The following is a 23,743-nucleotide window of genomic DNA, read 5'->3' as shown; positions in this document are numbered from 1 at the left end:
CCCTCCGTCAATTCTGATTTAGATTAATAAAATGTAATATTTCAATCATACCCTTACTGATTATAGCGTTAATAAGGCTTAATTCCAATCCCTTTACAGCGAATTAATTACAAATTCATGTCAGGGTCTTGCCTTTATACTCACAGTGAGCATAAATTCTGTTCCGCCCTTTCGATAGCTTCAGTCAGGCTTATATATGGATTATCATTCCGTAAACGAATGCACAACTCTGCCGTTCCGCCAGCTTCGATCCATTGTCGGTATGTATACCAATCCACATTCTCAAGAAAGTAAAAGGTTAGAGCTTCAATAGGATTTAATTTATACTTTTGTTTAAAGGTGACCTCTGATATCGAGTCTTGCACCAAATACTCTGCCTTTAACTCATACAACAGTTGAAATATGCTATGTGGATTTATATCCAGAATCCGCTGGACAAACTCATTGCGTCGATCCAGAGTATTTAATATGATATGCATATCACAGATTAACTCTTCGTCGTACATAGTGACATTCAATTTCCGTAGAAGTTCTTCTACACTCAATTCGGAATCATACGGAGCCTGCTCCAAAATGATTGTCCAAGGTTCGCGATATCCAAAACCAAAAACTTCAATAGCATCTGTGATATGCTGACCAATTGATCTCCATTTTCTTCCCAATGAATCTGTAATATGATAGAAATGAATGCCATCAGGTATAGCTGCCAACTCAGTCCAAACGGGCTTCTTCCTAACAATATGTATTACAGCCTGTTGATTTACCATAGGTGTAACGTCTCTCATCCATCAATCCCCTCCACTTTAGGAGTCTGAAATTGAATTTCTAGTTTCAAGAAGACAACCTGCACTCTCATAGTGCAATTCATATTCCAAATATATCATCTGCACTTTGAAAGTGCAACCATATCCAACTAAAACTTTTAAATAATCTTTCTGGAGGATCACTATGGATTTCGATAAAGTCACACTACACTGCAAACTCGATGAGATCTTGAAAAAGCACAACAACATGTCTGTCCTCAAATTGTCAGAAGAAATTGGACATCGTAGAACAACCATTATGGAACTGTTGCACAACACCAATATGGATAAGAAAAAGATTTCTGCATCCCTCATTGTGAAACTCTGTGTATACTTCGATATCACACCTAATGATTTATTTGAAATCCGCCGCGTGGATTAGATCTCGGGACCCTGACGGGTCTCTCCTCTTTTCACAAAAAGAGTCTGCACACTTCCGTCTTCGCTGATCTCCAGCAAGTTCAATTGAGCACCATAAGCACATCCGCCATCAATGCCAATCTTGTCTCCACTAGGGTCAAACCAGACACCTGGCTCGTTATGCAAGTTTTTGACTGGAGTGTGACCGAATACCACCGTCTCCTCAAGCGAGGTTGGTCTCGAATAGAACGGCTCACGAATCCAAATGAAATCACGCTCTGACTGGGTCCGCCAATCCTCCACCTCCGGATTAATCCCGGCATGTACAAAGATATAACCAGGAATTTCGTATACAAGGGGAAGCTGTTCCAAAAAACGAAGATGATGCTCATAGTGTGTACGGAGCCACCGTTTGGCTTCAGTATAAACATCCCAGTCCAACTGCTCATCATCCAAAGAAACCTCAACATAGCTGGCCAGCGTCTGTAAACCTCCATTGCGAATCCAGTGTTTGTCATATTCCTCGACATCATGGTTCAGCGCCTTGACCATCATCGCATCATGATTTCCTTTGATCGCAATAATGTTGTACTGTTCGTGCATCTGCATAATCTGTTCCACGACCTCTTTGCTCTTCGGTCCGCGATCGACATAATCACCTAACAAAATCAGCTCGTCCTGCTTCGGATCGTATGCTGCCTGCTCAAGCAGAGCAATGAATTCGTCGTAACAGCCATGAATATCACTAATGACACATCTGCGAATGTGAATCTCTCCTCTCCCTGATCACGCAAGAGTATAACCGGAACCTTGCAAGACAAGGCTCCAGCCATTTCAGAATACTAATTCCCGTTCAGTACCGATTAATCCTGCTTTAAATTAAAGGCTTCCGCTATCAGGCTGAATGAACGCAAACGATCCTCGAATGAGTGAATCGCTGATGCAATAATAACTTCATCCGCTTCATAGCGTTCAGCCATTGCCGTAATTTTGTCCTTCACTTGATCCGGTGTACCCACGATGGAAAAAGAACGGCGTTGACGGATCTGTTCCATCTCCATGGCCGTAAATGGATAGTTATTCACCGTTTCCAGGGATGGGAATGAGTTCTGCTCCAGACCCCGGCCAAGCCGCAGGAAGAATAACTCATTGCTGCGAGCCAGTTCAGCGGCCGCTTCTTCAGACTCTGCACAGAATGCCGACACCGCAATCATGGAATGTGGTTGGTCATTCAGGATGGAAGGCTTGAAATGTCTGCGATAATGCTTCATCGCTTCCTCCCCACCCGGCGTTCCAAAAAATTGGGCAAACGCGTAAGCGGTCCCTTGTGCCGCAGCAATTCGCGCACCTTCGGAACTGGAACCGAGCAACCATACTTCCGGAACAGTTGGTACGGATGGTCCGGCTACTAGGGAAGCAAAACGATGATCCTCCGGCAGCTGTTCATAAAAGTATCCACCCAGATCGGCAATTTGCTGCGGGAAGAATTGTACATTCGATGACTTTCCTTCATTCAGAGCCCTGCTGGCAATCGGCATGCCGCCCGGTGCTCTGCCAATACCAAGGTCGATTCGCCCAGGGTGTAGCGCTTCCAGCAAACGGAAGTTCTCGGCAACTTTATATGCACTGTAATGGGGCAGCATAACGCCGCCTGAACCTACGCGAATTCGATCTGTATGTGCTGCAACGTGTGCAATCATAACTTCCGGACTGGAAAATGACAGTGCCCCGCTGCCATGATGCTCCGACATCCAGAAGCGGGAGAATCCCAATTCATCTGCATGTTTGGCAAGAGTTACAGTCTCCTGAAGGGTATCCTGTACCGTCCGTCCTTCATTAATATGTCCATGTTCAAGTACACTAAGTTTCATCTATATTCATTCCTTTCGTCATCCTGCGTTAGTGGCTGCATCTTCCATTGTAACATTATTGATTACAGTTTCAAAGGATATCTCCTTTTCATTACACATATAGATGTACGATGAATAAACAAATAACGCCACCAGCTCGTGAGCCAGTGACGCTATAGTATTTCATACATATAAGAATTCAATTACGGTGCACGTTTGGGCAACAGCTTTACATACTCGTCAGACAGCTTCATCAAGCTGAGCACGTGCTCATAATCGGAACGATACGGCTCCAAATCCGTGACGGGTTCATACGTTTTTAACGAGTAAGCTGTTCCATCATCAAAGCCCGCACCCGGAATAAACATAATGTCATTATTCACAAATGAACCTGTAGGCAAGTAATACCGGATACCGAACGAATTATGGTCCATGTTAAGCAAATCGTGTCCAAAGGCTGTGAATTTCTCTTCCTTCAAAGAGACACCCATCAGGTTCATCACCGTTGGTAAAATATCCAATTGACCGCCAGGCTGTTCTATAACTTGACCTTTCGCCTGTTTCGGCGTGTGGATTAAGAGCGGGATGTTGAAACGACTAACTTTACCGTCATAGGGCACGCCCAGATTAGTCTGTATCTGCTGAGTAATCTCATCGTTTGCCGGCAGACCGAAATGGTCGCCATATATAACGAGTGTTGTGTTATCCCATAACCCGTTTGCCTTGAGTTCATCGATCAGTTGACCTACCGCATAATCCGTATAATTGATCGCTTGCAGATAATCATGCAGTAACGTATTGGTGATCGTGGCCGGGATGGTAATTCTCGCTCGGTCCGCAGGAACCGTAAACGGCGAGTGGCTGGATGCTGTAATGAACTGAGCATAGAACGGCTGATTAGCAGCCTGATGCGCAGCCATTTTTTCCACACCTACACGATATAATTCCTCATCCGATGGTCCAAAATCATTAAACTTATCATTCTTGAAGCTAGGCTTGTCGAAGTACCGATTGAATCCAAGCGCTGGATACATTTTGTTCCGGTTCCAGAAGGTGACGTCATTGACGTGGAACGTTTCTGACTCATATCCTTCTTTCCCAAGCAATTTTGGAAGACTTGGCAGATCACGGTCACTATACCCTGCTGACATAGGTACAACTCCGGTTGGATAGATGGATGTGTTCGACATGAACTCGGCATCCGATGTATTTCCCTGTCCGATCTGTTGGAAAAAATGAGAGAAATAATAGCTTTCTTTGGCCAGATCATTCAGAACAGGGGTTAATACCTGACCGTCGAGTGAAGCATTAATCGGGAAGTTTTGAAATGACTCCAGTTGGAGGACAATCAGGTTGCTTCCTTTGGCCTGACCAAAATATTTGGTTTTAATAGCCGTGCCCTGACTCGACTTATCCTGATACGGATACTTGCTAACCAGTTGATTAATCTTGTCGATTGTTTCGTTAATGTTGCCATTCGCAATGGCTTCATTTTCTTTGCTCGTCAGAATCGCCGATGACACCTGATAATTCAGGAAACCGAGATTTTCGGCACGAACAAGTTCATTATCAATCGTTTCCCCTTTGACAATGAAGCTGCCTGACAGCACGATGCAAAATGCAGCCGTAAGGGCTACACCCAACTTGCCCCAATACCGCCTCCGGCTTCTGCCGAAATGGAGTCCACTGTCGCGATAGCTGCTGTTACGAACTGAGGCACGACGACTGCGCAAGATAAACCATACTGGTAGAGCCAGTACGATATCCACAAAAAACAGGAAGTGCTCAGGTCTTACCAAAGGTCCGATACTGCCCCTCACTTGGGCGACTTGGCCCAGTTCGCTGAGTGCCGTATATGTGGGAACCGAACTGAAATGTACGTTATAGAGTGTCGCCGCGAACAATACCAGCGAGAACAACACATTGAATCCTGCGTACACTGCACGCTTCCAGCCTTTTGGCACGATCAGATCGAGGATACATACCACTGTCAGAGCCCCCAATGCGTCAGTAACGAAACCGATGCCGGACAGACCCTGGAAAAAGAAATACCGCAAAAGCGACAGCTTCAGCAGCATAAGAATAAATAACACGGCAAATAAAGTCCGTGATGAGGTCCGCTCATTTTTGGAATTAAACATGGTCGCTTTCAACCCTTATCTGAAATTTTTACGTTCCTTTTACAAAACGCATATTTCAGTATAACAGTTTTGGGGTTGGTATTCCATGAGGGGATATGGAAACATTACGCAATCGTCGATATATCGCCGTCCTGCCTGTTTTCGTTTGGGTCCATCTTCTGAGCAAGGAGTGACGCCTGTGCGGCAGCAATACGGGCAAGCGGTACCTGTTCTGGCAGACAGCTCACATAATCCAGACCAATACGGTGGCAAAAAGCAATGGAAGCCGGATCGGCTGCATTCTCGCCACAGATGCCTGCTTTTAGATGAGGTTTCCGAATTCGGCCCTGAACGAGAGCCATCTCCACCAACTGCCCCACTCCGTCGATATCCAGCACTTGAAATGGATTGCTGGGCAGTGAGCGTTGTGGCTCAATAAAATGAAGAAATGGCTTCTCCGTATTGTGACGACTGTAACCAAACGTCATCTGTGTCAGCTCATCGGTGCCAAACGAGAAAAAGTCCGCATGACGGGCGATAGGAGCTGCGGTCAGTGCCGCTCGAGGAACTTCAATCCGTGCTCCAACTCTGTAAAGACAGTGACGCTTCTCCTCTCCAAGCACCTGGTCCGCAACATGATCCACCAGATCTCTCATGACCTGAAGTTCATTGGCATGACCTACCAAAGGAATCATAATCTCAGGCCTCACCCACTGCCCTTGGCGGATGCCCTTCACCGCTGCACGAAAAATGGCTTCAAGCTGCATATCGTAGATTTCCGGGAACACGGTTCCCAGTCGACAGTCCTGCTGTCCTAGCAACGGATATTGTTCATGCAATTCCAGCACCCTGCGGATGACACGCTCAAGCTCCTGCACTTCGGTGTTGTTTTCCTCCAATTTCCAGAGAGCCAACTGCTCACGTCGTTCGTTTAACCTTTCAATATCAGGCAGCAGCTCATGCAGAGGCGGATCAAGCAATCGAATGGTTACCGGATAACCATCCATCGCTTCAAAGAGTTGTTCAAAATCAGCCTGCTGCATTGGCAGCAGACGATCCAGTCCACGTTTGCGCTCAGCTTCGCTGTCTGCCAGAATCATTTTCTGTACAAAAGGAAATCTCGAAGCAGACAACAACAGTTGTTCTGTTCGACACAATCCAATGCCCTCAGCCCCTAACGAGCGGGCCTTCACGGCGTCCTTTGGATGATCCACATTCGAAAGTATTGTAAGTCCCTTCATTTCATCAGCCCATTCGAGCAGAAGCTGCAGCTCTGGTGATAAATTTGAAGATGCTTTCAGCAATTCCGTCACATGCCAAGGCTGGATACGCAATATTGCATCCTCTTTGGTGATTACTCCTTCATCCACGAGATCTACAGTACTCCTCAGCGTCGCCTGCGAGGTTAACCTCGCTTCACTGATTTCCACAAGATACAGGGTCCCAGAATCCACAACAAATTGGATCTCCTGTACCTCTCTCGTGTGGGACTCCAGATAACCGCAAGCATCCTGCAAAAGATCATACAGTTCAGACTCTTCACTCCGCAGTTGATCCAGTCCTTCATTTGAACGCCAGGAAGCAGCAGATGAAACGTAATCACCTGTCATGCCTCGTTCCCCAGTACCCGGATGACGAGAATATACCGTTCCGATTCCGCTGCGGTCACTACGCTCGCCATTGACCATCACCTGTATAAGAACAGCTGCTCCTTGAGTTTCATCGGAGAAATGAGAAGGCTTGCGAAGTTCTTGTTGTGAGTTTGGCTTTAGAACACGTTGTGAATCAGAAACTGCACGCATCGCTTCTTTTAACTGTAACTGCACATCCTGAGGGAAAGGCTGATGTCCTCTCTCTTCAATTAAACGTTTATATTCCGCGATGGCGAATTCTAGCTTCGCTTCATCGAGTATCGAGATATCACCCAATTTTTCTTCAAATAGGGCATACGGAATGTCGTGTACCAGTTGACCATAATCCTGCAATAAAATTCGATAACAATTAAGGGCATACTGACGATCATTCGTTTGCCTCGCGAAGCCCTCCACCGTCACATCATTCAGTCCTACATGAAGCAAAGCATGGGATGCTGTACCACAGGAACACGATTCACTTGACCGGACGGCAAGCAGCAGCGGTACTGAGGAATCGCCGAAGAATTTGCCGGATTGCTTCTCAAGATGCTGAATTGCCCTCCCAATCTCTTGGGCTCCTTCAGCTGAAAGATGTGCAAGACGGGTACAGAACGCGCGACAGCCTTCCTTTGTTACAATGAACCCGGCCGGAACGGGCCAACCTGCCTGGAGCAATGCTGCAAGTCCAGCCCCTTTACTACCCATCAGCCCTTTCATCTCTGCCGTACCTTCTTCCAATAGAACTACCCGTTTCGTCATTACAGCGCTCCCATCTGCCATTACATGGCTGTGCTTAAAAGGTAATTCGGTCGCTCGAATTGTCCTTTATCTAATGGTATGTCGCAATGCGGCAGTCAAGGACATTTGCTTCCTCTTTTTGTGCTTGAATTGAAGTTGTATGTTGGGCGCTCGTATATGGTAATATAAAGCTTGACTCAATCTAAATAGCTACATCCAAATGCATACCTGCTTCAACCATGATCAACTACGTATATAAGGAGTGTAAATCAATGTTTACTCAAGTCGGACAAATTATGTTGTATGTAAATGATCAGGACAAGGCTCTTCAATTTTGGACGGAAAAAGCAGGTTTCCATATCGTTAACGAAGTTAATGGGAATGGCATGCGCTGGATCGAGATTGCTCCTGTGAAGGATGCTCAAACTACCATCATCCTGCACGACAAGGAATTCGTTGCCAAAATGTCCCCTGAATTAAACCTTGGCACACCATCTCTTATGCTTTTCACAGATAACCTGGATCAACTTTACACTCACTTATCCAATAAACAAGTTACGGTTGGCGAGATTGTAACGATGCCTGGCGGAAGAGTATTCAACTTTGCAGATGACGAAAACAATTACTTTGCTGTTATGGAGAAAAACTAAATCTCCTGGCTTAAAGGTAATACCACACCAAAAAGCCCGTTCAGTAATGAACAGGCTTTTTTTCTATATATTTTGCTCATATGCAAACCTGCCTGCATACATCGCTGTTTTCCCATGTTGTTGCGCAGAAATTCCACGTGATTATTTGCATATTTATTTTTAATTGGATATGCAGCTCCACATATTACCCGTTTCTAACGTTAAAGATTTGAGTTAAATTACAGACTATAGCGTTTTAAAGGAGGCTTCGATATGTGCGGAAGATTCACGATTACAGATCCAATCGAAGAAATTATGGACAGGTACTATGCTTCTATTGCTGAAGGATTTGAGTACAAACCTAATTACAACGCTGCACCTATGCAATTCATCCCGACAATTATCGGTAGCAAAGACGGTAATCGATTGGGGGCGCTCCGATGGGGTCTAGTTCCTAATTGGGCAAAGGATGAAAAAATAGGAAATAAGATGATTAACGCCCGTGCAGAGACACTCACAGAGAAACCAGCCTTTAAACGCCTGATCAGTTCCAAGCGTTGTATTATCCCATGCTCGGGATTTTATGAATGGAAAAAGGATGGATCCGTAAAGCAACCAATGCGGATTTTAATGAAAGATGACTCCATCTTCTCGCTTGCTGGCCTATACGATACTTGGATTGATCCAGAAGGTAACAAGCTTTCAACATGCACTATCATTACTACTGAACCTAACAGTCTTATGGCGGACATCCACGATCGTATGCCAGTCATTCTCCGGCCGCAAGATGAAGCAGATTGGCTAAACAAGGAGTCGGACAAGGAAAGCGTTTTGAGGCTTCTCAGGCCACATGAGGCCGATGAAATGATAGCATACAAGGTGGATTCTGCAGTAGGTAATGTGAGAAATAATAACGAGGAATTGATCAAAGAGGTCAGTTAAGAATAAAAAGGAGCAGCGAGGTCATCCCCGCTGCTCCTTTTCGTAATGAATTAATTGAGATATATCATTAAGCTCTAATGCTTTCATAATCTTATTCAGGTTGTCAGGCGATCACGCCTATGATTTATTCTCAGCCATGTCAGCGACTGTGTGCGATCGAAAACAAGACGACGGCCTTCGTCAATACGCTAAATGACGCTAAGAGCAAGAAAAAGAAAAAAATGAACCAAACGCTACAGGCCACGCAAGTTCCCGAGTAATGGCTAACACAACGCCTGTTCACCCCAATCTTAACATAAACAGCAATTAAATTTTCATTAGAAGGGCTCAGTATGAACATCGCAATTTGGATAATCTCTTTAACGGGACTGTTTATCTCAGTGGCTGCTTTAATACTGACTTTCAGAAACTTCCAAAAGTAATAGAAGGATTGGGAATGCAACTACCTTGGAAGTATAATGGTTCAGGAGATTTTACATTACTCAAGTATAATTCAGGCCATAAACCGCAATATATCATCGATCTTCTTCCCATGGGATATAACACCATAATTCATCCAAGTCATAAAATCCACCTCATATACGTGACCGCTTTTTACGGCAGGCAGTCGTTTCCACTCATCTCTTTCCAAGAGCTTCCGCTCCTCTTCGGGGTAGGCAGAATACATATTGTCAAATGTAATAAAGAGATGATCTGCTTCAAGCTGACATAACTGCTCCAGCCCAATGCTAATTCTTCTACTTTGACTCGCCCATTGCTGTACACGGAAATGCGGGGTTAATCCGAGATCCTGATACAATACAGGCCCAACGTATCCGTATTGGTCCCCGTAGAGTATAATTTCAGATGACGAAATACGTAAAAGAGCTACCGTTTGTCCCCGCGCATGACGTGCCAACTGTCCCTTGGCCTCAACGGCCTTATCCTCATAGGCACCTATTACATCCTGAACCCGATTCACTTTCCCCAATACATCTGCTGTCGATTTCAAAATGGAACGCCAGTCCTCACCCTCGTGCTCCATATAAAACGTCGGTGCTACTTGCTCAAACCGCTCCAGATTCCAGCGTTGGTATCCGTTGTTCAGCATAATAAATTCAGGTACATTCGTCTCATTAAACCCTACGTCCAGCTGAGTAACATCAAATTCAGGAACATCTTCCAACCCTAAATATTGCTGTCTTCCCCAAGAACGATGGGAAGTTTGCAGTATCGGTTTTATTCCAAGGGCAAGAACAAAGTCCTCCAGATATGGAGCAAACACACGTACTTCTTGACGGTAATGGCGCCGATATACCCCTGGAGAAACACCTGCATATTGCTTGAATCGGCGACCATAATAATATTCGTTATTAAATCCCACATTCTGTGCAATATCATGCAAGCGATCATCGGTCATCTGTAACAGCAGTTTCGAATGCTCCAGTCGAACAGCATTCACATAATCAAGCGGAAGCTTGCCTGTAATCCCCTTGAATTGTCGGGTATAACTGGATCTGGTAAGCCGGACCTCTGCTGCCAGATCGTCAACCGTTATGGGTTGATCAAAGTGCTCACGAATATAACGAATTGAACTTTGAAGCCGAGCACGGTCATCCGGCGATTCAATCTCGGGATCATTTTGCCGAAGCAGCACTCGGAACCACTCCTGGAAACGCAGTTGCATCTCCCATTGATCCAGCCAATCATGAGCAGTCTCCCCACGCGATATCTGTTCTAACGATTTCAGACAGGAACTCCATGGACTATAATTCAGCTCAATAAGAGGCAACCGGTCTTGATCTGAAATCAATACTGGAAGCCCTTGTTGCACCGTTTCGTCTTTTATACTCAACCTACTGGACGTATCTTCTTTCACCTCAGCTACCATCAGTTCAAGTCTATAATATTGCAACTCACTAGAGCCTTCAATTACAATGGTACGTCCAGCCGGAACAAACATAATCATCCCTTTTTCCAGACGAGTGTCCCTATTGTCCAAAGTGTCTATTGAGCCATGCCCACCCGTCACTACGAAAAGAGCGTGTGATGATGTCATGTGATATGTCTGCCTGTTGGCGATATCGACTTGGCTATAATCCATGTATTTCATATGTTGAAGCATGCATAACCAGGGCTTGGGAATCAATTGTACAATAGTGGGACACATATTCATCTTCCTCAATTGAGAATTGTTATCATTTACAATAGTGTAAACGAAAAAAGAAAGCTCTTCAACCCTGAGGGAAGAACTTTCTTTTGTAAAAGGCTTATGGCGTCATTTTTTGCAAGAGATCATCAATCTTCATTGTGTTTGCCGTAATCGCACCTGATTGCCAATACGATCTTTCCATCATGTACACATGGTTGTTTTTGACTGCCGGGAGAGATTTCCACAACTTGCTATCCAGCACCTTCAAAGCTTCCTTGTTCTCTGGAGATGACCACTCTCCATTGGATGGAAATACAATAATGTGATCCGCATCAAGCTCTGGAAAAGCCTCTTCGGACAGGATTTCCTGATATTCTTCCATGTTGCCGACCAGTGGATGAGGTGTTAGACCAAGCTCCGAATAAATAAATCCGGTAAATCGATTTTTCACACCGAACAATGCCAATGTATTATTGCTGATATTCAATCGGACAACCGCTACGGTCTCATCCCCAACGGCTTCCTGAAGTTTCGCCTTAGCATCTGCAATCTTGGCCTCAAATGCCGCAACAACTTCTTTACCCTTATCCGGTTTACCGACAACATCGGCAATGGTCGTCAAGATTTGATTGGAATCCTGCAAAATATCTTCAGGCAGGCGATACGTCGGTGCCACCTTTGAATACATCTCATATTTCTCCATGTCCACTCCGCCATCCACAATGATGAGATCCGGATCATATTGCAACAAAGCCTCAATGCTACCTGTAGTATCGAATTGAGGCACATCCAGATCCAGATATTCCTGCACGCCCCACATCGGATTATACCACTGTACTACAGGTGTGATATCAAGAGCCTTGAGATAATCTTCCACATAGATACCAGCAATCCGCTGCGGATGCACCGGGATCGTCACATCACCGAATTCATCCTGAACGACACGTGTCTCTGCTTCTTTTTCTGTTGTTTCAGATGTACTGCCATCCGAAACCGTTGTCTCAGATGCAGGAGCCTGTTCTGCTTTTGACTCAGAATTTGCACCACAGCCCGATATAACTACAACCATGAGTAGCAGTATGATCGTCCACCCTTTGAAGCCTTTACTGAACCTTACCATGATACCCTTCACCCCTATGTAATCTGTTGTTGTATCGGTGAGAACACGCTTTATAAATAATGATTATCATTCTCACTCAATGCTTAGATGAATTGTACCTTACGCTGTGCAAAACTCACAATACACATTCGAAGCTATTTTTTTATACAAACGAAAAGAATATACAACCGTCACCCCCGCTTAACGCAGGGGCAATGTACCTTGTTGATAACGTTCAAGTAATTGCATAACAAATGAATCCTGCATTTCGTCCTGTAACAGAGCAGCACCAATCAAACCAATATCATCACTGACATATCCCGCCAGTTCAGGATCGCCCGCAAGAGCAATCGTTCGTTTGAAAGCCAGTTCCCTGCATGCACGAAGCACTTCTTCTTCCACGACGTCAGACTTCTGAGCAAACCTTTCAAATGCCTGCATCCACACATCGGCAAATTCGGAAGCATCCCGTTGATCCAGATAGGTTTCCACTTCCAGTCCTTCGAATGTCTGCTGACTAAGAATCCGCCCCTCATTCATATCAGCCAGCAATTTATCCGCATCCATTCTACTCATCTGGCTTCTCTCCTCCAATCGGCGTTGTCAAATACATCTCGGGAATCACAAAACGCTTCATTACACGTTCCCCATCCGCAGTAAAATGATCCAATTGAAGCTCCTGATATTCGTCCAGGACATGTTCAAATATACGAGCAATCACACCACAATCGGCCAAGGCATTGTGCCTGTGAATTCCGTCTGTGTTCAGCTCGTAATACCGGATCAGGAAATCGGTAGAGATAACCTCGGAAATTTCAGGATGAATATATGTAAACATCGCTTTTGTATCCAAAACCGGATTGGTAAACATCGGCAGCCCATTCATATCACAATGCCGTTTCAACATGGGCAATCATACTCATAACCCGCCTGCGTTACTAATACCTTATCCCCGATTAATTCCAGGAAAGCGTGATATACTTCTGCGAATGAGGAGGCCTGAATCATATCTTCATTTGAAATGCCCGTTAACTTCGCGACCGCTTCCGGAATCGCTTTAGAGGCACGCACAAGTGAAGAGAACGATGAATCTAATGATTCTCCTTTTTTGTAATACATCGCACCAAATTGGGTCACACTCTCCTCTGCCGGATTAATCCCTGTCCCCTCTAGATCAAATATGCAGTACGTCCTATCTTGCAAATGAGAGACTTTTAGCTCTTCAACAGTGTACGTATCCGGCATAAACGTAATCTTCATTCAGCTATCCCCTTTTCATCTAGTCCAGCCGTGTAATTCGCGTCATTTGCTGTGTTGGTGTTATCCAGGTTCGACATACAAAGTACTGGGGAAGTTGATCTACGAATGACTCTATGAAAGGAACACTCGGCGCATAGAAGAAGGAACCTCCTGGTTTTAGCGCTCTTAATAGCTCCATATATTTCTGAGCGTATGCTTCTGGTTCGCCGTCTGCCTTGAGATGATGATGTGTAAAATGGTTGGAGAATGCCAAATGGGATATTATTGTCCCCCACTGTTCTTGTTCAAAAGAAGATTCCATCCAGCCCATACGTCGCAAAAACGGTCGCTCTTCCGATTCCTCCACCTGTCTGTCCATCCCATAAGCTTCTATCTTTTTTCCACGTAAAAATTGGACCAAATTGGCCTGCGGGCCGCAGCCAAGATCAAGCACCGGTGGATGCAGGTGCTCTACATCCAAGCCGAGCCAGGATACCTGCAGATCCGCCGAGTACTCCTCACAAGGCACCCAGAACAGATGTGGATCCATTGTATATTTTTTAAACAATTCCTCGCCGTTGGTCTGTATTAGAAATGTTCTTAACTGTTGATAATGCTTTTGGAAAAATTGCTGCACTACCTCTTCCCCTGCCCCCTCGTTCTGCAAAAGAGACCAGATTCGCATAAATTGATCTTTATATAATTCTGCCAATTGCAACTTGTCTTTGCTCGTAAACTGCATAAACTGGTTCACCTGGATAAAATGGCGGATTCCTTGCTCTGCTAGTTTAATTGTAAAATGATTCAATAATCCATCTGTAAAAATACGTTCTAATGCTTTTGCCACTTGAGCGCGATATTCCAATAGCCAGCACAACGTTCGCGGAGATGGCCCTAATGTAGACTTGCCCCGATTATAAAATAAACTTTTATTGTCATTAAAACGGATTTGTTGCTCCAAAACGGACCCTATCAACTTGAGGTTCAACATGATCGCCTCCTATCGTCGTTAGAACGTGTTACCTAGAGAAACTAAACCTGTTCTTCCCACAATCGAGTTACTTGAACCAACCTGCCTTCACGATCAAACTCCAGTTTGTAGATGTCCGGCATCGTTGTGTTTGCCCAGAAGTCATAACCATAGAATGGATCATAATAATTGAAAATCAGGGTCATGATATCCCCATGGGTGCCAATCACTATTTTTTGTCCCGGATGCCTATCCAGGATAAGCTGTATAACAGCGATTGCACGCGAAACGGCGACTTCGCCGGATTCTCCACCTGAATAAGCAAACGCAGGATCATCATAAAGCCTTTGTTTGGCTTCACGAAAATGTTCATGCTTCACTTCAGGACCTGACAGCTCACGCTCACGTAAATCCTCTTCGGTGACCACCATGCCGCCTGACACTTCAGCCAATCCCTGAATCGTATCCACGGCCCGTCTATACGGGCTGGAATAAAACGATTGTATCTGCTCCCAGTGGAGCAGACCCGCAACGCTAGCCGCATCTCTTTTTCCTTGTTCCGTTAGACCTCGCTCGCGTTCCTGCCCTTCGATATATTCAGATTCCGCATGCCTTACAAAATATAAAGCCGTGTTGGCTTCATTTGTCATCTGTCCGCCATTCCTTTCTTCTTTTCAATCACAATCAGGCAGGTGCTGTCTGGCAAAGATGCAGGTTGACCCTGTTCATCCATAAATATAATTCGTTCTCCAAGCGCCTCCGTATATCCTTCTTGAAGAAAGTGCCGGAATGTAATAATCTCGGCTTGCTCACCTAGCGCTTCGCGAATACAGTGCTCATATGTCGATGGGGTAAATATGCCGAATTGTTCCTGAATCTCATGGACATATGCTTCTTCGCCCCATGTATAGGTGTACAGAAATTCCATCGCATCGTTGATATCCAGTAGTGCCTCGTTATCGGAAATCCGCTCAAATTCAATGCTGCGTCCCTGGAAATCCTGCGTATACCGCTCTAGCCATCGCATCCCATCCGGTTCAAGGAAACGAATTCGACGCTTCTGTGCTTCGGGTTCAGTCATGATACCATCCCTGATCAGAATCCGGCCCCCGGGGGACAACACGTTAAACGAACTTCTTAGCGCAGCAACAACCGTATCCCTATTAAATCTGCGTCCGTCACGCTCAATATACGAATACAGTTCATGCAGAATGGATGAAAAAATAACCGTATCCACCGTGCCTGGCTGCACGTATTGATCCAGTTGGAGAGCATCCCCCTTCAATACTTGCCAGCGATGTGCCTCCCGCTGCTTTTTGCGCTCCAACGCCTCAATGACATTCGCTGAAATATCAATGCCGATTGGTTCCATCTCAGGTCGTTCCTGTTCAATCAGATCGAGCAATATTCCACCGCCGGGACCGATATCGAGCACACGTTTGCCAACCATGTAATCCAGTAGTACTTTCTTGTAATCACCTGAGCTGTTCATGTCGGCCAGATACGTCTCTTCATTATGGAACCGATCATACGCATCCCGACGCAATCCAAATAGGTCAAATAACAACAGCACAGCCTTCTCGTATAACGGAGACTTTTCTGCCTCAATACAGAAAGCAATCAGCTTCTCCGCCGCCGGGGAAAATTCAAATGTCACAAATACCGTATCCCGCAAATCCGGATGCCGTTCAATTCGATGTGTCAAATGAGGGTAAGTAATCGTCTCACCTGCTTCAATCTGCTCCCACGAATATTGCTCCAAATACTTTTCAATCATTCGTTTCTTGTAAATATTCAGTTTCTTGACACCCTTGTAGTCGTAATACATCGTGTTCATTAATGGTTCGAAGCTGATATGCCTTACCACATCCATTTGTTGTTCCTGCGAAGTCAAATTCAAGCCCACTGCTTCTTCGTCGGCTACTATGACTGTACCTGTGCTGTTCATAATCAAATCATCTACAGATAACACCATAGCTTCACTATGCAGTGTCAAAAGGAAGATCTTAACCATCTCCTGCAACGAAAAATCATGCATCGCTGACTCCACATACCATAAGGTCCGATGAGCCAGAGGAGCGAGAAGTTTCTCTATCTCAAGCTGGGCTTGAAGTTTGGCATATGCTTCATCCATCGCTTCTCCCTGACGTATAGACGAGCTCCGTAAGCGTGACAGCCGCTCCTTCACATTCCAGTCCGTATGATGCGGCTCTGTAATGATCCAGCCTACGATACGCTGCACTTCAGCCTGAACTTGATTCCACAGCGATGGATCAACGCCAGCAATGATGCATTCATTTAATGCCATCAGGATGGCCTGCAATTCATCTGCGGTCAGCCACCCTTGCGTTATGAACGAGTGCAGTGGGGCATTTTCGGCAAATGGGATTTCTCCTCTTATGTACTGACCAATAAGTCCGTGTGTGGCAATAAGGGTACGAATGATCTCATACCGAGGTGTGGGTGAACCATATGCAGTTTGTGCAATTAGTGTACTGTCACTTGGATCATCATTTGATAAATCACTCGGTGATTCCGATCGAGATGAATTTTCCTCCTCACGATGGCCTTGCTTGCCATGCAAATTTCCAACACTTCCGTACATGTCATATAGCTGTGCTGAACCCACATTGTGCACGAACAGGTTAACCCCCTGTTTCTGCCATTTTCGCCGCTGTTTCGGTGATCCTGCCTTTGCCGTTTCCGACCAGACCAGCACATCCTCCAGAATTTCTCGCATCCAAAAAGAAACTTGAAGCTGCTCCAGCACCTGGAGTGTGCGTTCTATGTAATCCAGTACCGGATTCGTGCCTTCCAGCTCAGCTATAGAATGAATGCGTTCCAGGTTAATATTCGGCTGCTCTGCCGCTGCCAGTAGCTGCAGCCACAGCGGTTGCTCCCCTTCCGGGAGATGGCCTGATTTGTAAGATTGTATGGCCTTTAATGCGTTCAGCATGGATTTCTTCACCTCGTTATCCTTGTTAGTTAAACTAAAAATGTCATTTCAGCAGACGAATACGATCCTGCACAAGCTTGATTAACTGATCCGCTTCCACTGCAGGTAACCTCTCGTCTAAACGTGCAGCCGCGACAGGCAGAATCCAGGCATCCAACTCCTGGCGGGATATCCCGGAAATCTGGATGTAATGTTGGATATAATGATCCAACATTACATTGCGAGCCAATTCAAATCCCTTATGAACAGCCGGGTCTGTATCCTCCGGCAACGTTCCGCTCATTAATATTACCCAGCTGCGTGCCACATCACCCGCTGGATCACCCGACATGCCTGTCATCCAGTCTATAACCCAATATTGATCTCTCATTTCATTTAACATGACATTATCGGGATGAAAGTCGCCATGACAAATTTGCTTTCGCTCTGGAAGAGACGACAAATAAGCAATTACCTGCGTCTTATCCTCTTCCGACAACAGAGAGGTATTTCGAATGGCTCCAGTAAGAATCTGCTTTTGTGTGGGGAATGCTCCTTCATCATCCTGTTGGGCGTGAAGGCTATGATGACAGACTGCCATTTGACGCGATAGTTCTTCGATCAACACGGGCTCCTGAATCATGAGGGATAACATCGTGTTGCCTTCAATCCGTTCAAATATAATCCCTTTACGCGATACATCATCCATAAACAACCTCGCCTGTGGCACAGGCAAGCCCTTTTGGAATACTGCCTCGGTAATTCGAAACTCATTCTGGACAGCTTCGGTTGGAAAATCCGCATGGTATAATTTCATAATCTGATTTGATGGGTACTCATAGATCTCAGCCGTTCGTCCTTGCCCAATCCGTCTCATTCTTCATTCCTCCTGATATGAACGCTTGATTCATTCAGCCTATTGATGTTCACCCACAGCTATCATACATTCATTTCCCTGAATGCCAATCGTCCGGTGGCTATCTTGCATGTTGGTGATTTGTTCCTGGCCCAATTGGCTTCGTTTATATGATGGCATGAAAAGATGCATCACTCTTTCTTCCATTCTGGATCCTTTTCTTCATTATATCCCCCTGCGTCGTAACAGCAAATACATCATATATAGTAGAAACAGAATCAGCTTACAAAGAAATAAATTTCAATAATATTTCCGTGTTCGTCCGTACAGACCCTGCCTTGCAAATATGACTACAGCAATTAGCAGCATGCGAATCGTGGAACTTGCCTTCACTTTTCTTCAAGACAGCCATAGCAAAAAAACGGCTCTGGAGAACAACACAACGTGTTCTTCCAGGAGCCGTTTCTTTCTTTTAAATCATTCTTACGATTCATTTCTTATCTCAATTCAACCTATTTTATTCAAACTCATCCCCTCTTACTTTGGCAAACACCATCATATCTACTAACGTACCAGTACTGTCACGCCGCATCTTGCGCAGTACACCTTCAAGCGTATAGCCTGCACGCTCAGCCACTTTGGCACTTCGCACATTGCGGGCATCACAGCGGATTTCCAGCCGATTCGCCTCTAGATAAGATATTGCGAACTGCTCTATACCTCTGACTGCTTCCGTCATGAGACCCTCACCGGCACGCGAAGTTCTAATCCAGTAACCGATCTCAAAACAACGTGCATTCCAGTCGATTCGATGCAGTCCGCTGCTGCCCACGAATTCATCCGTAAATCGGTCACGTAAATGAAGCATCATGTCGGTACGCTCCAGAAATTGCAGACTGGCTTTGCGAGCATTCGCTTCCGATTCCTCCAGTGAAGGTATGTTCTCGGCAAAAGGCAGCCACAAACGTAATTGCTCCGCACTTTCACGAATTGCCTCATTCACTGCCGCTCCATCTCCCCACCTCGGGGCACGAATAGTCAAACGCGGTGTATCAAAACTTTCGGGAAAAGACAGCATTAACGGATTAATCGAAGCTGGATTGGTCATGAATTCTACTCCTCCACCTGGAATATCGAGTCAATGATCAGCGGCAAGTTATCCCTCACGGATACAGCACCAAATACGGAACGGGCGTGTACTCCCTGTTCTCCGAACACATCCAGCATGAGATCCGAGAACCCGTTTAACACTTTATGGTGCTCCTCGTACGAGGCAGTGGCATTGATGAACCCCTGCACCTTAACCACCCGCTTCACCCGATCCAGCGAACCAAGGACTTCCTGAACGACAGCCAACACCTCGATGGCAGCATTTCGGGCAAATTCATATCCCTGCTCCGTCGTAAACTGGTCCCCTAGTTTGCCATGCTCTCGCGTATCCGGCCCTTTACCGGACACATACATGATTCCATTTACAATTACCGCATTGGTATACTTTGCTGCCGGCGTACTTGCTTGGGGCAATACAATGCCCAATTCGTCCAATCTGGTCTGTATCATCGGCTTCTCCTTTATGTACAAAAATGTCTTTACAAGCTATCAATCTTTCAATTTATTCCCAATTTAGTTAAATCTCAATATACGCCGGTTGCTCTTGAACCGCAAGATGTAAAATGGGTTGAAGGGTTATTTTCCTTCTATATAAGTAATTAATTACATTGCGAATGTCGATCTGTATCAATTGCACCAAACTACATTACAAGGGTACTGTTTACGATGTTAGATTTAATTGAAAGATAAAAGAATTAATAAATATATAATTCCTTAAATACTGAAAACGTTATATTGTAATTTCAAATCATTTCTTTTACGATAGAAGTAATGACTCTCAAAATCAATGGAATTGAATATAAGGAGGAATCAATCATGAGTGCACCATTGTTTCGTGATCCCATCTTTGATGGGGCTGCTGATCCGGTCGTTGTGTGGAATCGTTCCGAACAAACCTGGTGGATGATTTATACCAATCGCAGAGCCACAGCCGGAGGGCCAAAGTTCGCCTGGGTGCATGGCACGGATCTGGGCGTAGCTTCTTCGGCTAATGGTGGACAGACGTGGACATATCGCGGTACGTTAACCGGGTTGGAGCATGAATGGGGACATAATACGTTCTGGGCACCCGAAATTTTCTGGCATGAAGGCACGTATCACATGTATGTCAGTTACATTCAAGGGGTGCCTCATGACTGGGCGGGCCATGATCGGCACATTTTGCATTACACCAGTATGGATCTGCTCTCTTGGACATTCCACGGCAAACTGGAGCTTAGCTCGGATCGTGTGATTGATGCATGTATATACCCGCTTCCGAACGGAAAATTCCGGATGTGGTACAAGGATGAAGCTAATTCGTCCCATACGTATGCAGCAGACAGCCCAGATCTCTACCATTGGGAAGTCATCGGTCCGGTCATTACAGGACGTGCACATGAAGGGCCGAACGTATTTCGTTTCAATGATTCGTATTGGATGATTGTTGACGAATGGAGAGGACAGGCCGTTTACAAATCGGATGACCTGGAGCATTGGGAATGGAACAGTCTGATTCTCGATCAGCCGGGGAATCGTGAGGATGATGGTGTAATTGGTTTGCATGCAGATGTAGTCGTACAAGATGATGAAGCCTATATCTTTTATTTTACCCACCCGGACCGGAGCGAAGGTATCGATCATGCCAGCGAACCTGCACGTCGTTCCTCCATTCAAGCCGCACGCCTTGATGTCATTGATGGTGTGATGGTCTGTCCACGAGATGAAGAGTTACAGATGAAGTTGCGACCGGAGAACGATACAAGTCAAATTTCGGTTTGAGCGGCGTTGTCCATGATGTATAGCAAATAATCAAAGTGTAATAGCCAATCATTGAATTCTCCTAAAGGACTTGAGCATATCCCTGTTTCAACAGGGCCTGTCAGGTCCTTCTTCTATTCATTAAATCTATCTTTTCATATCTATACTATATCTATATCGCAGTTCACCCTATTTCAGCACTCTCATCGAACTTGCTTCTCTATACTCCTGACGATATGTCCTTGGTGACACCTGAACCGTCCGCTTGAACATCTTCCCGAAATGTGAAAAATTGCTGAATCCCGCTCGCAGAGCGATCTCCGTTATGGAATCCTCGCTTTCACGCAGCAAACGCTGCGCCTCCTTCACGCGAAGCAGGTTGAGATAATCGCTGAACGTGAAACCTGTGGTCTGTTTGAACAGGCGACTGAGATAATGGGGACTAATTCGAAATAATGCAGCCACTTCAGGCAGCGCTAAAGCCTGCTGATAGTTATCGTTGAGATGGCGCACCACCGCCTGTGCCTTGGGATGCAGAACCGGCTCACTGTCGGCCGAGTGCACGGTGCCCAGATGTTTGTTACGGTAAGCAAACAACAGCAGTTCAACGGATCGATGACGCAGAAGCAGACTGCTTCCAGCTCTGGTATGGACCATCTCATCAATCATTTCACTGACCATTCGGTCCGCTGTTTCACATTCCTGTGAAGGAAGCCTCAGAATGGGAATATTCCAGCCGAATGGCTCCTTCAGTCCCTCAGCCAGTTCAGGTAAAATGGCCAGTTCGGTGAACAGCTCTGGCTTGATATACAGAACAATTCGATCATGGTCTGGCCTTCCACTCTCCATCGTTTTATGAACGGTATTCCGGTTAATGAATATGAAATCTCCGGCTTGGACCCGGTAAGTTCGATCCTTGATGAAGTATATGCGCTCACCCGATAGCAGGTAGTACAGCTCGTAATGGTCATGCAGATGGTCATCCGTCATGGAAAAATATCCAATGCGGCGATCATATTCGATATTCAAATATCCGGTGGGATCATTGTAATCCGCTCGAAATGTCTGTATCATGCAGCTGCCCCCTTTAGTTGAATTATAGCAAAATAAGCGGCATTTGAAAGCGATTACGCACAAAAAGCGGCGAAAGAAGTGCTTCCTTGTTATAGTCTAGAGCTATATTCAAGGAGGCGATAGACATGAGTAACAAAAAACGCTACGTATTGGTCGGAACAGGCGGCCGTGCTGAATTTTTCTATGGAGCATTAGCCCAAAATTTCAGGGAAACATCCGAACTTGCAGCTTTTTGTGATATTAACCAGATCCGCATGAATTACGCCAATCAGCTGCTGAGGGAAAAATATAAATACAATGAGGTGCCAACCTATCCTGCAGATCAGTTCGATCAAATGATTGAGAACGAGAAGCCGGACTTCGTCATTGTAACCAGCATCGACCGCACCCACCACAAATACATCATTCGGGCAATGGAGCTTGGCTGTGATGTTGTGACTGAGAAGCCCATGACCATCGATGAGCACAAATGTCAGGATATTCTTGATGCCGTCAAGCGGACTGGACAAAATATACGCGTCACCTTTAACTACCGCTATGCGCCGCACCATACCAAGATACGTGAACTGATTCAGAATGACACGATCGGAAAAGTGACTTCGGTCCACTTCGAATGGCTGCTAAATACGCGCCATGGCGCAGATTACTTCCGCCGCTGGCACCGGGACAAGCGTAATAGTGGCGGACTGCTCGTGCACAAATCCACGCATCACTTCGACTTGGTCAATTTCTGGATCGGTTCGCAGCCTGAGACCGTTTTCGCATTTGGCGATCTCATGTATTATGGTAGAGAAAACGCTGAGGAACGAGGCGTGACCCAGTTTTACACTCGCGCAACAGGCAACCCGCTTGCGCAAGAAGATCCTTTTGCCCTGCACCTGGATTCGGATGCACATCTCAAAGCCATGTATCTGGATGCTGAGCCGGAAGACGGCTACCAGCGGGATCAAAGCGTATTCGGAGATGGCATCAACATTGAGGATACGATGGGCGTTCTTGTCCAGTATCAGAATAAAGCCATTTTGACCTATTCACTGGTTGCATACCAGCCGTGGGAAGGCTATCGCATCGCCATTAACGGCACTAAAGGCCGGATCGAAATGAACATTGTGGAACAATCCTATGTTAACTCGCTGGGTGACAAAAATCTTGAAGGTGCATTGATTGGGAAAACACTGCGGGTCCTTCCCATGTTCGATGCCCCGTACGAGGTTCAGGTCGAGGAAAAAGAAGGCGGCCATGGCGGAGGCGATCCTGTACTTCTGAATGATCTGTTTGGAGAGCCAGCGGAAGATCCATACCACCGCGCTGCCAACCAGTTGGATGGAGCGAGATCCATCCTCACCGGAATTGCAGCCAATCGCGCCATAGCAACTGGTTTACCTGTTCGCATCAACAATCTGGTTCGTTTCTAGGAACGCAAGGCCGCTCCAACCACATTTAATTAAAGGCTGCGTATATTACGCAGTCTTTTTTCACATTTTGACGACGGCATTCAAGTCTATTCGCTTAA

Annotated in this window: 22 protein-coding genes; 5 read left to right on the top strand and 17 right to left on the bottom strand. The window is 45.6% G+C overall.

Annotated features, from left to right (window positions below; translation table 11 throughout):
• Window positions 1-140: 140 nt before the first annotated feature.
• Window positions 141-785: a hypothetical protein gene (locus tag ACDJ58_RS11195; protein ID WP_413377888.1), complete on the bottom strand. Its 645-nt coding sequence runs from the start codon at window positions 783-785 to the stop codon at window positions 141-143.
• 163 nt (window positions 786-948) lie between these two features.
• Here ACDJ58_RS11195 and ACDJ58_RS11190 point away from each other — a divergent pair, with 163 nt between their 5' ends.
• Window positions 949-1,185 (top strand): helix-turn-helix domain-containing protein, encoded by a 237-nt coding sequence (locus ACDJ58_RS11190; RefSeq protein WP_053779901.1) that lies wholly within the window; start codon window positions 949-951, stop codon window positions 1,183-1,185.
• On the opposite strand, the gene ACDJ58_RS11185 is transcribed toward ACDJ58_RS11190, so the two are convergent.
• The 4 genes from ACDJ58_RS11185 to ACDJ58_RS11170 form a co-directional block, all read right to left on the bottom strand.
• Window positions 1,182-1,913 (bottom strand): metallophosphoesterase family protein, encoded by a 732-nt coding sequence (locus ACDJ58_RS11185; RefSeq protein WP_413379601.1) that lies wholly within the window; start codon window positions 1,911-1,913, stop codon window positions 1,182-1,184. The genes ACDJ58_RS11190 and ACDJ58_RS11185 overlap by 4 nt on opposite strands.
• Window positions 1,914-2,026: 113 nt before the next feature.
• Window positions 2,027-3,034 carry an LLM class flavin-dependent oxidoreductase gene (locus tag ACDJ58_RS11180; protein ID WP_413377885.1) on the bottom strand — a complete coding sequence of 336 codons (1,008 nt, stop codon included), beginning with the start codon at window positions 3,032-3,034 and terminating at the stop codon, window positions 2,027-2,029.
• Between the two features lie 182 nt (window positions 3,035-3,216).
• Window positions 3,217-5,154, bottom strand: coding sequence for an LTA synthase family protein (locus ACDJ58_RS11175; RefSeq protein WP_413377883.1), 1,938 nt, complete (start codon window positions 5,152-5,154; stop codon window positions 3,217-3,219).
• A 104-nt stretch (window positions 5,155-5,258) separates the two neighbouring features.
• On the bottom strand, window positions 5,259-7,526 hold the full coding sequence (locus tag ACDJ58_RS11170) for a putative PEP-binding protein (protein WP_413377881.1): 2,268 nt from the start codon (window positions 7,524-7,526) through the stop codon (window positions 5,259-5,261).
• A gap of 251 nt (window positions 7,527-7,777) precedes the next feature.
• Between ACDJ58_RS11170 and ACDJ58_RS11165 the strand changes: the two genes are divergently transcribed.
• Both ACDJ58_RS11165 and ACDJ58_RS11160 read left to right on the top strand, forming a co-directional pair.
• Window positions 7,778-8,155, top strand: coding sequence for a VOC family protein (locus tag ACDJ58_RS11165; protein ID WP_053779906.1), 378 nt, complete (start codon window positions 7,778-7,780; stop codon window positions 8,153-8,155).
• 252 nt (window positions 8,156-8,407) lie between these two features.
• Window positions 8,408-9,076 (top strand): SOS response-associated peptidase, encoded by a 669-nt coding sequence (locus ACDJ58_RS11160; RefSeq protein WP_413377879.1) that lies wholly within the window; start codon window positions 8,408-8,410, stop codon window positions 9,074-9,076.
• A gap of 493 nt (window positions 9,077-9,569) precedes the next feature.
• Here ACDJ58_RS11160 and ACDJ58_RS11155 read toward each other — a convergent pair whose 3' ends face one another.
• From ACDJ58_RS11155 to ACDJ58_RS11105, 11 genes are all read right to left on the bottom strand, one after another.
• Window positions 9,570-11,114 carry a helix-turn-helix domain-containing protein gene (locus ACDJ58_RS11155; RefSeq protein ID WP_413377877.1) on the bottom strand — a complete coding sequence of 515 codons (1,545 nt, stop codon included), beginning with the start codon at window positions 11,112-11,114 and terminating at the stop codon, window positions 9,570-9,572.
• Window positions 11,115-11,325: 211 nt separating this feature from the next.
• Window positions 11,326-12,327, bottom strand: coding sequence for an ABC transporter substrate-binding protein (locus tag ACDJ58_RS11150; RefSeq protein WP_413377875.1), 1,002 nt, complete (start codon window positions 12,325-12,327; stop codon window positions 11,326-11,328).
• A gap of 180 nt (window positions 12,328-12,507) precedes the next feature.
• On the bottom strand, window positions 12,508-12,882 hold the full coding sequence (locus ACDJ58_RS11145; RefSeq protein WP_413377873.1) for a hypothetical protein: 375 nt from the start codon (window positions 12,880-12,882) through the stop codon (window positions 12,508-12,510).
• Window positions 12,875-13,213, bottom strand: a complete 339-nt coding sequence (locus tag ACDJ58_RS11140) for a hypothetical protein (RefSeq protein ID WP_413377871.1) — start codon at window positions 13,211-13,213, stop codon at window positions 12,875-12,877. The genes ACDJ58_RS11145 and ACDJ58_RS11140 overlap by 8 nt, the downstream gene beginning before the upstream one ends.
• Window positions 13,207-13,566: a PolC-type DNA polymerase III gene (locus tag ACDJ58_RS11135; protein ID WP_413377869.1), complete on the bottom strand. Its 360-nt coding sequence runs from the start codon at window positions 13,564-13,566 to the stop codon at window positions 13,207-13,209. Before ACDJ58_RS11135 ends, ACDJ58_RS11140 begins: the two co-directional genes overlap by 7 nt.
• A gap of 19 nt (window positions 13,567-13,585) precedes the next feature.
• A complete protein-coding gene (locus ACDJ58_RS11130; RefSeq protein ID WP_413377867.1) occupies window positions 13,586-14,536 on the bottom strand; it encodes a class I SAM-dependent methyltransferase in 951 nt (316 codons plus the stop codon).
• Window positions 14,537-14,577: 41 nt separating this feature from the next.
• Window positions 14,578-15,165 (bottom strand): histidine phosphatase family protein, encoded by a 588-nt coding sequence (locus ACDJ58_RS11125; protein ID WP_413377865.1) that lies wholly within the window; start codon window positions 15,163-15,165, stop codon window positions 14,578-14,580.
• Window positions 15,162-17,471: a class I SAM-dependent methyltransferase gene (locus ACDJ58_RS11120; RefSeq protein ID WP_413377863.1), complete on the bottom strand. Its 2,310-nt coding sequence runs from the start codon at window positions 17,469-17,471 to the stop codon at window positions 15,162-15,164. The genes ACDJ58_RS11125 and ACDJ58_RS11120 overlap by 4 nt, the downstream gene beginning before the upstream one ends.
• A 43-nt stretch (window positions 17,472-17,514) precedes the next feature.
• A complete protein-coding gene (locus ACDJ58_RS11115) occupies window positions 17,515-18,327 on the bottom strand; it encodes a phosphotransferase family protein (protein ID WP_413377861.1) in 813 nt (270 codons plus the stop codon).
• Window positions 18,328-18,823: 496 nt separating this feature from the next.
• Entirely contained in the window at window positions 18,824-19,414 is a 591-nt protein-coding gene (locus ACDJ58_RS11110) for a GNAT family N-acetyltransferase (protein ID WP_413377859.1), read from the bottom strand.
• A gap of 5 nt (window positions 19,415-19,419) precedes the next feature.
• A complete protein-coding gene (locus ACDJ58_RS11105; protein ID WP_413377857.1) occupies window positions 19,420-19,866 on the bottom strand; it encodes a RidA family protein in 447 nt (148 codons plus the stop codon).
• A gap of 366 nt (window positions 19,867-20,232) precedes the next feature.
• Here ACDJ58_RS11105 and ACDJ58_RS11100 point away from each other — a divergent pair, with 366 nt between their 5' ends.
• The gene (locus tag ACDJ58_RS11100) at window positions 20,233-21,177 is read left to right on the top strand and encodes a glycosyl hydrolase (protein ID WP_413377855.1); all 945 of its coding nucleotides are present in this window, start codon (window positions 20,233-20,235) and stop codon (window positions 21,175-21,177) included.
• Between the two features lie 168 nt (window positions 21,178-21,345).
• Here the strand turns inward: ACDJ58_RS11100 and ACDJ58_RS11095 are convergent, their stop codons facing one another.
• Window positions 21,346-22,230: a helix-turn-helix domain-containing protein gene (locus tag ACDJ58_RS11095; RefSeq protein WP_413377853.1), complete on the bottom strand. Its 885-nt coding sequence runs from the start codon at window positions 22,228-22,230 to the stop codon at window positions 21,346-21,348.
• A 125-nt stretch (window positions 22,231-22,355) separates the two neighbouring features.
• Here ACDJ58_RS11095 and ACDJ58_RS11090 point away from each other — a divergent pair, with 125 nt between their 5' ends.
• A complete protein-coding gene (locus ACDJ58_RS11090) occupies window positions 22,356-23,645 on the top strand; it encodes a Gfo/Idh/MocA family oxidoreductase (protein ID WP_413377851.1) in 1,290 nt (429 codons plus the stop codon).
• Window positions 23,646-23,743 lie beyond the last annotated feature (98 nt).

The sequence above is a fragment of the Paenibacillus taichungensis genome (assembly GCF_047302525.1).
Taxonomy (GTDB): Bacteria; Bacillota; Bacilli; order Paenibacillales; family Paenibacillaceae; genus Paenibacillus; species Paenibacillus taichungensis_B.
This window is presented reverse-complemented; position numbering and strand designations above follow the sequence as displayed.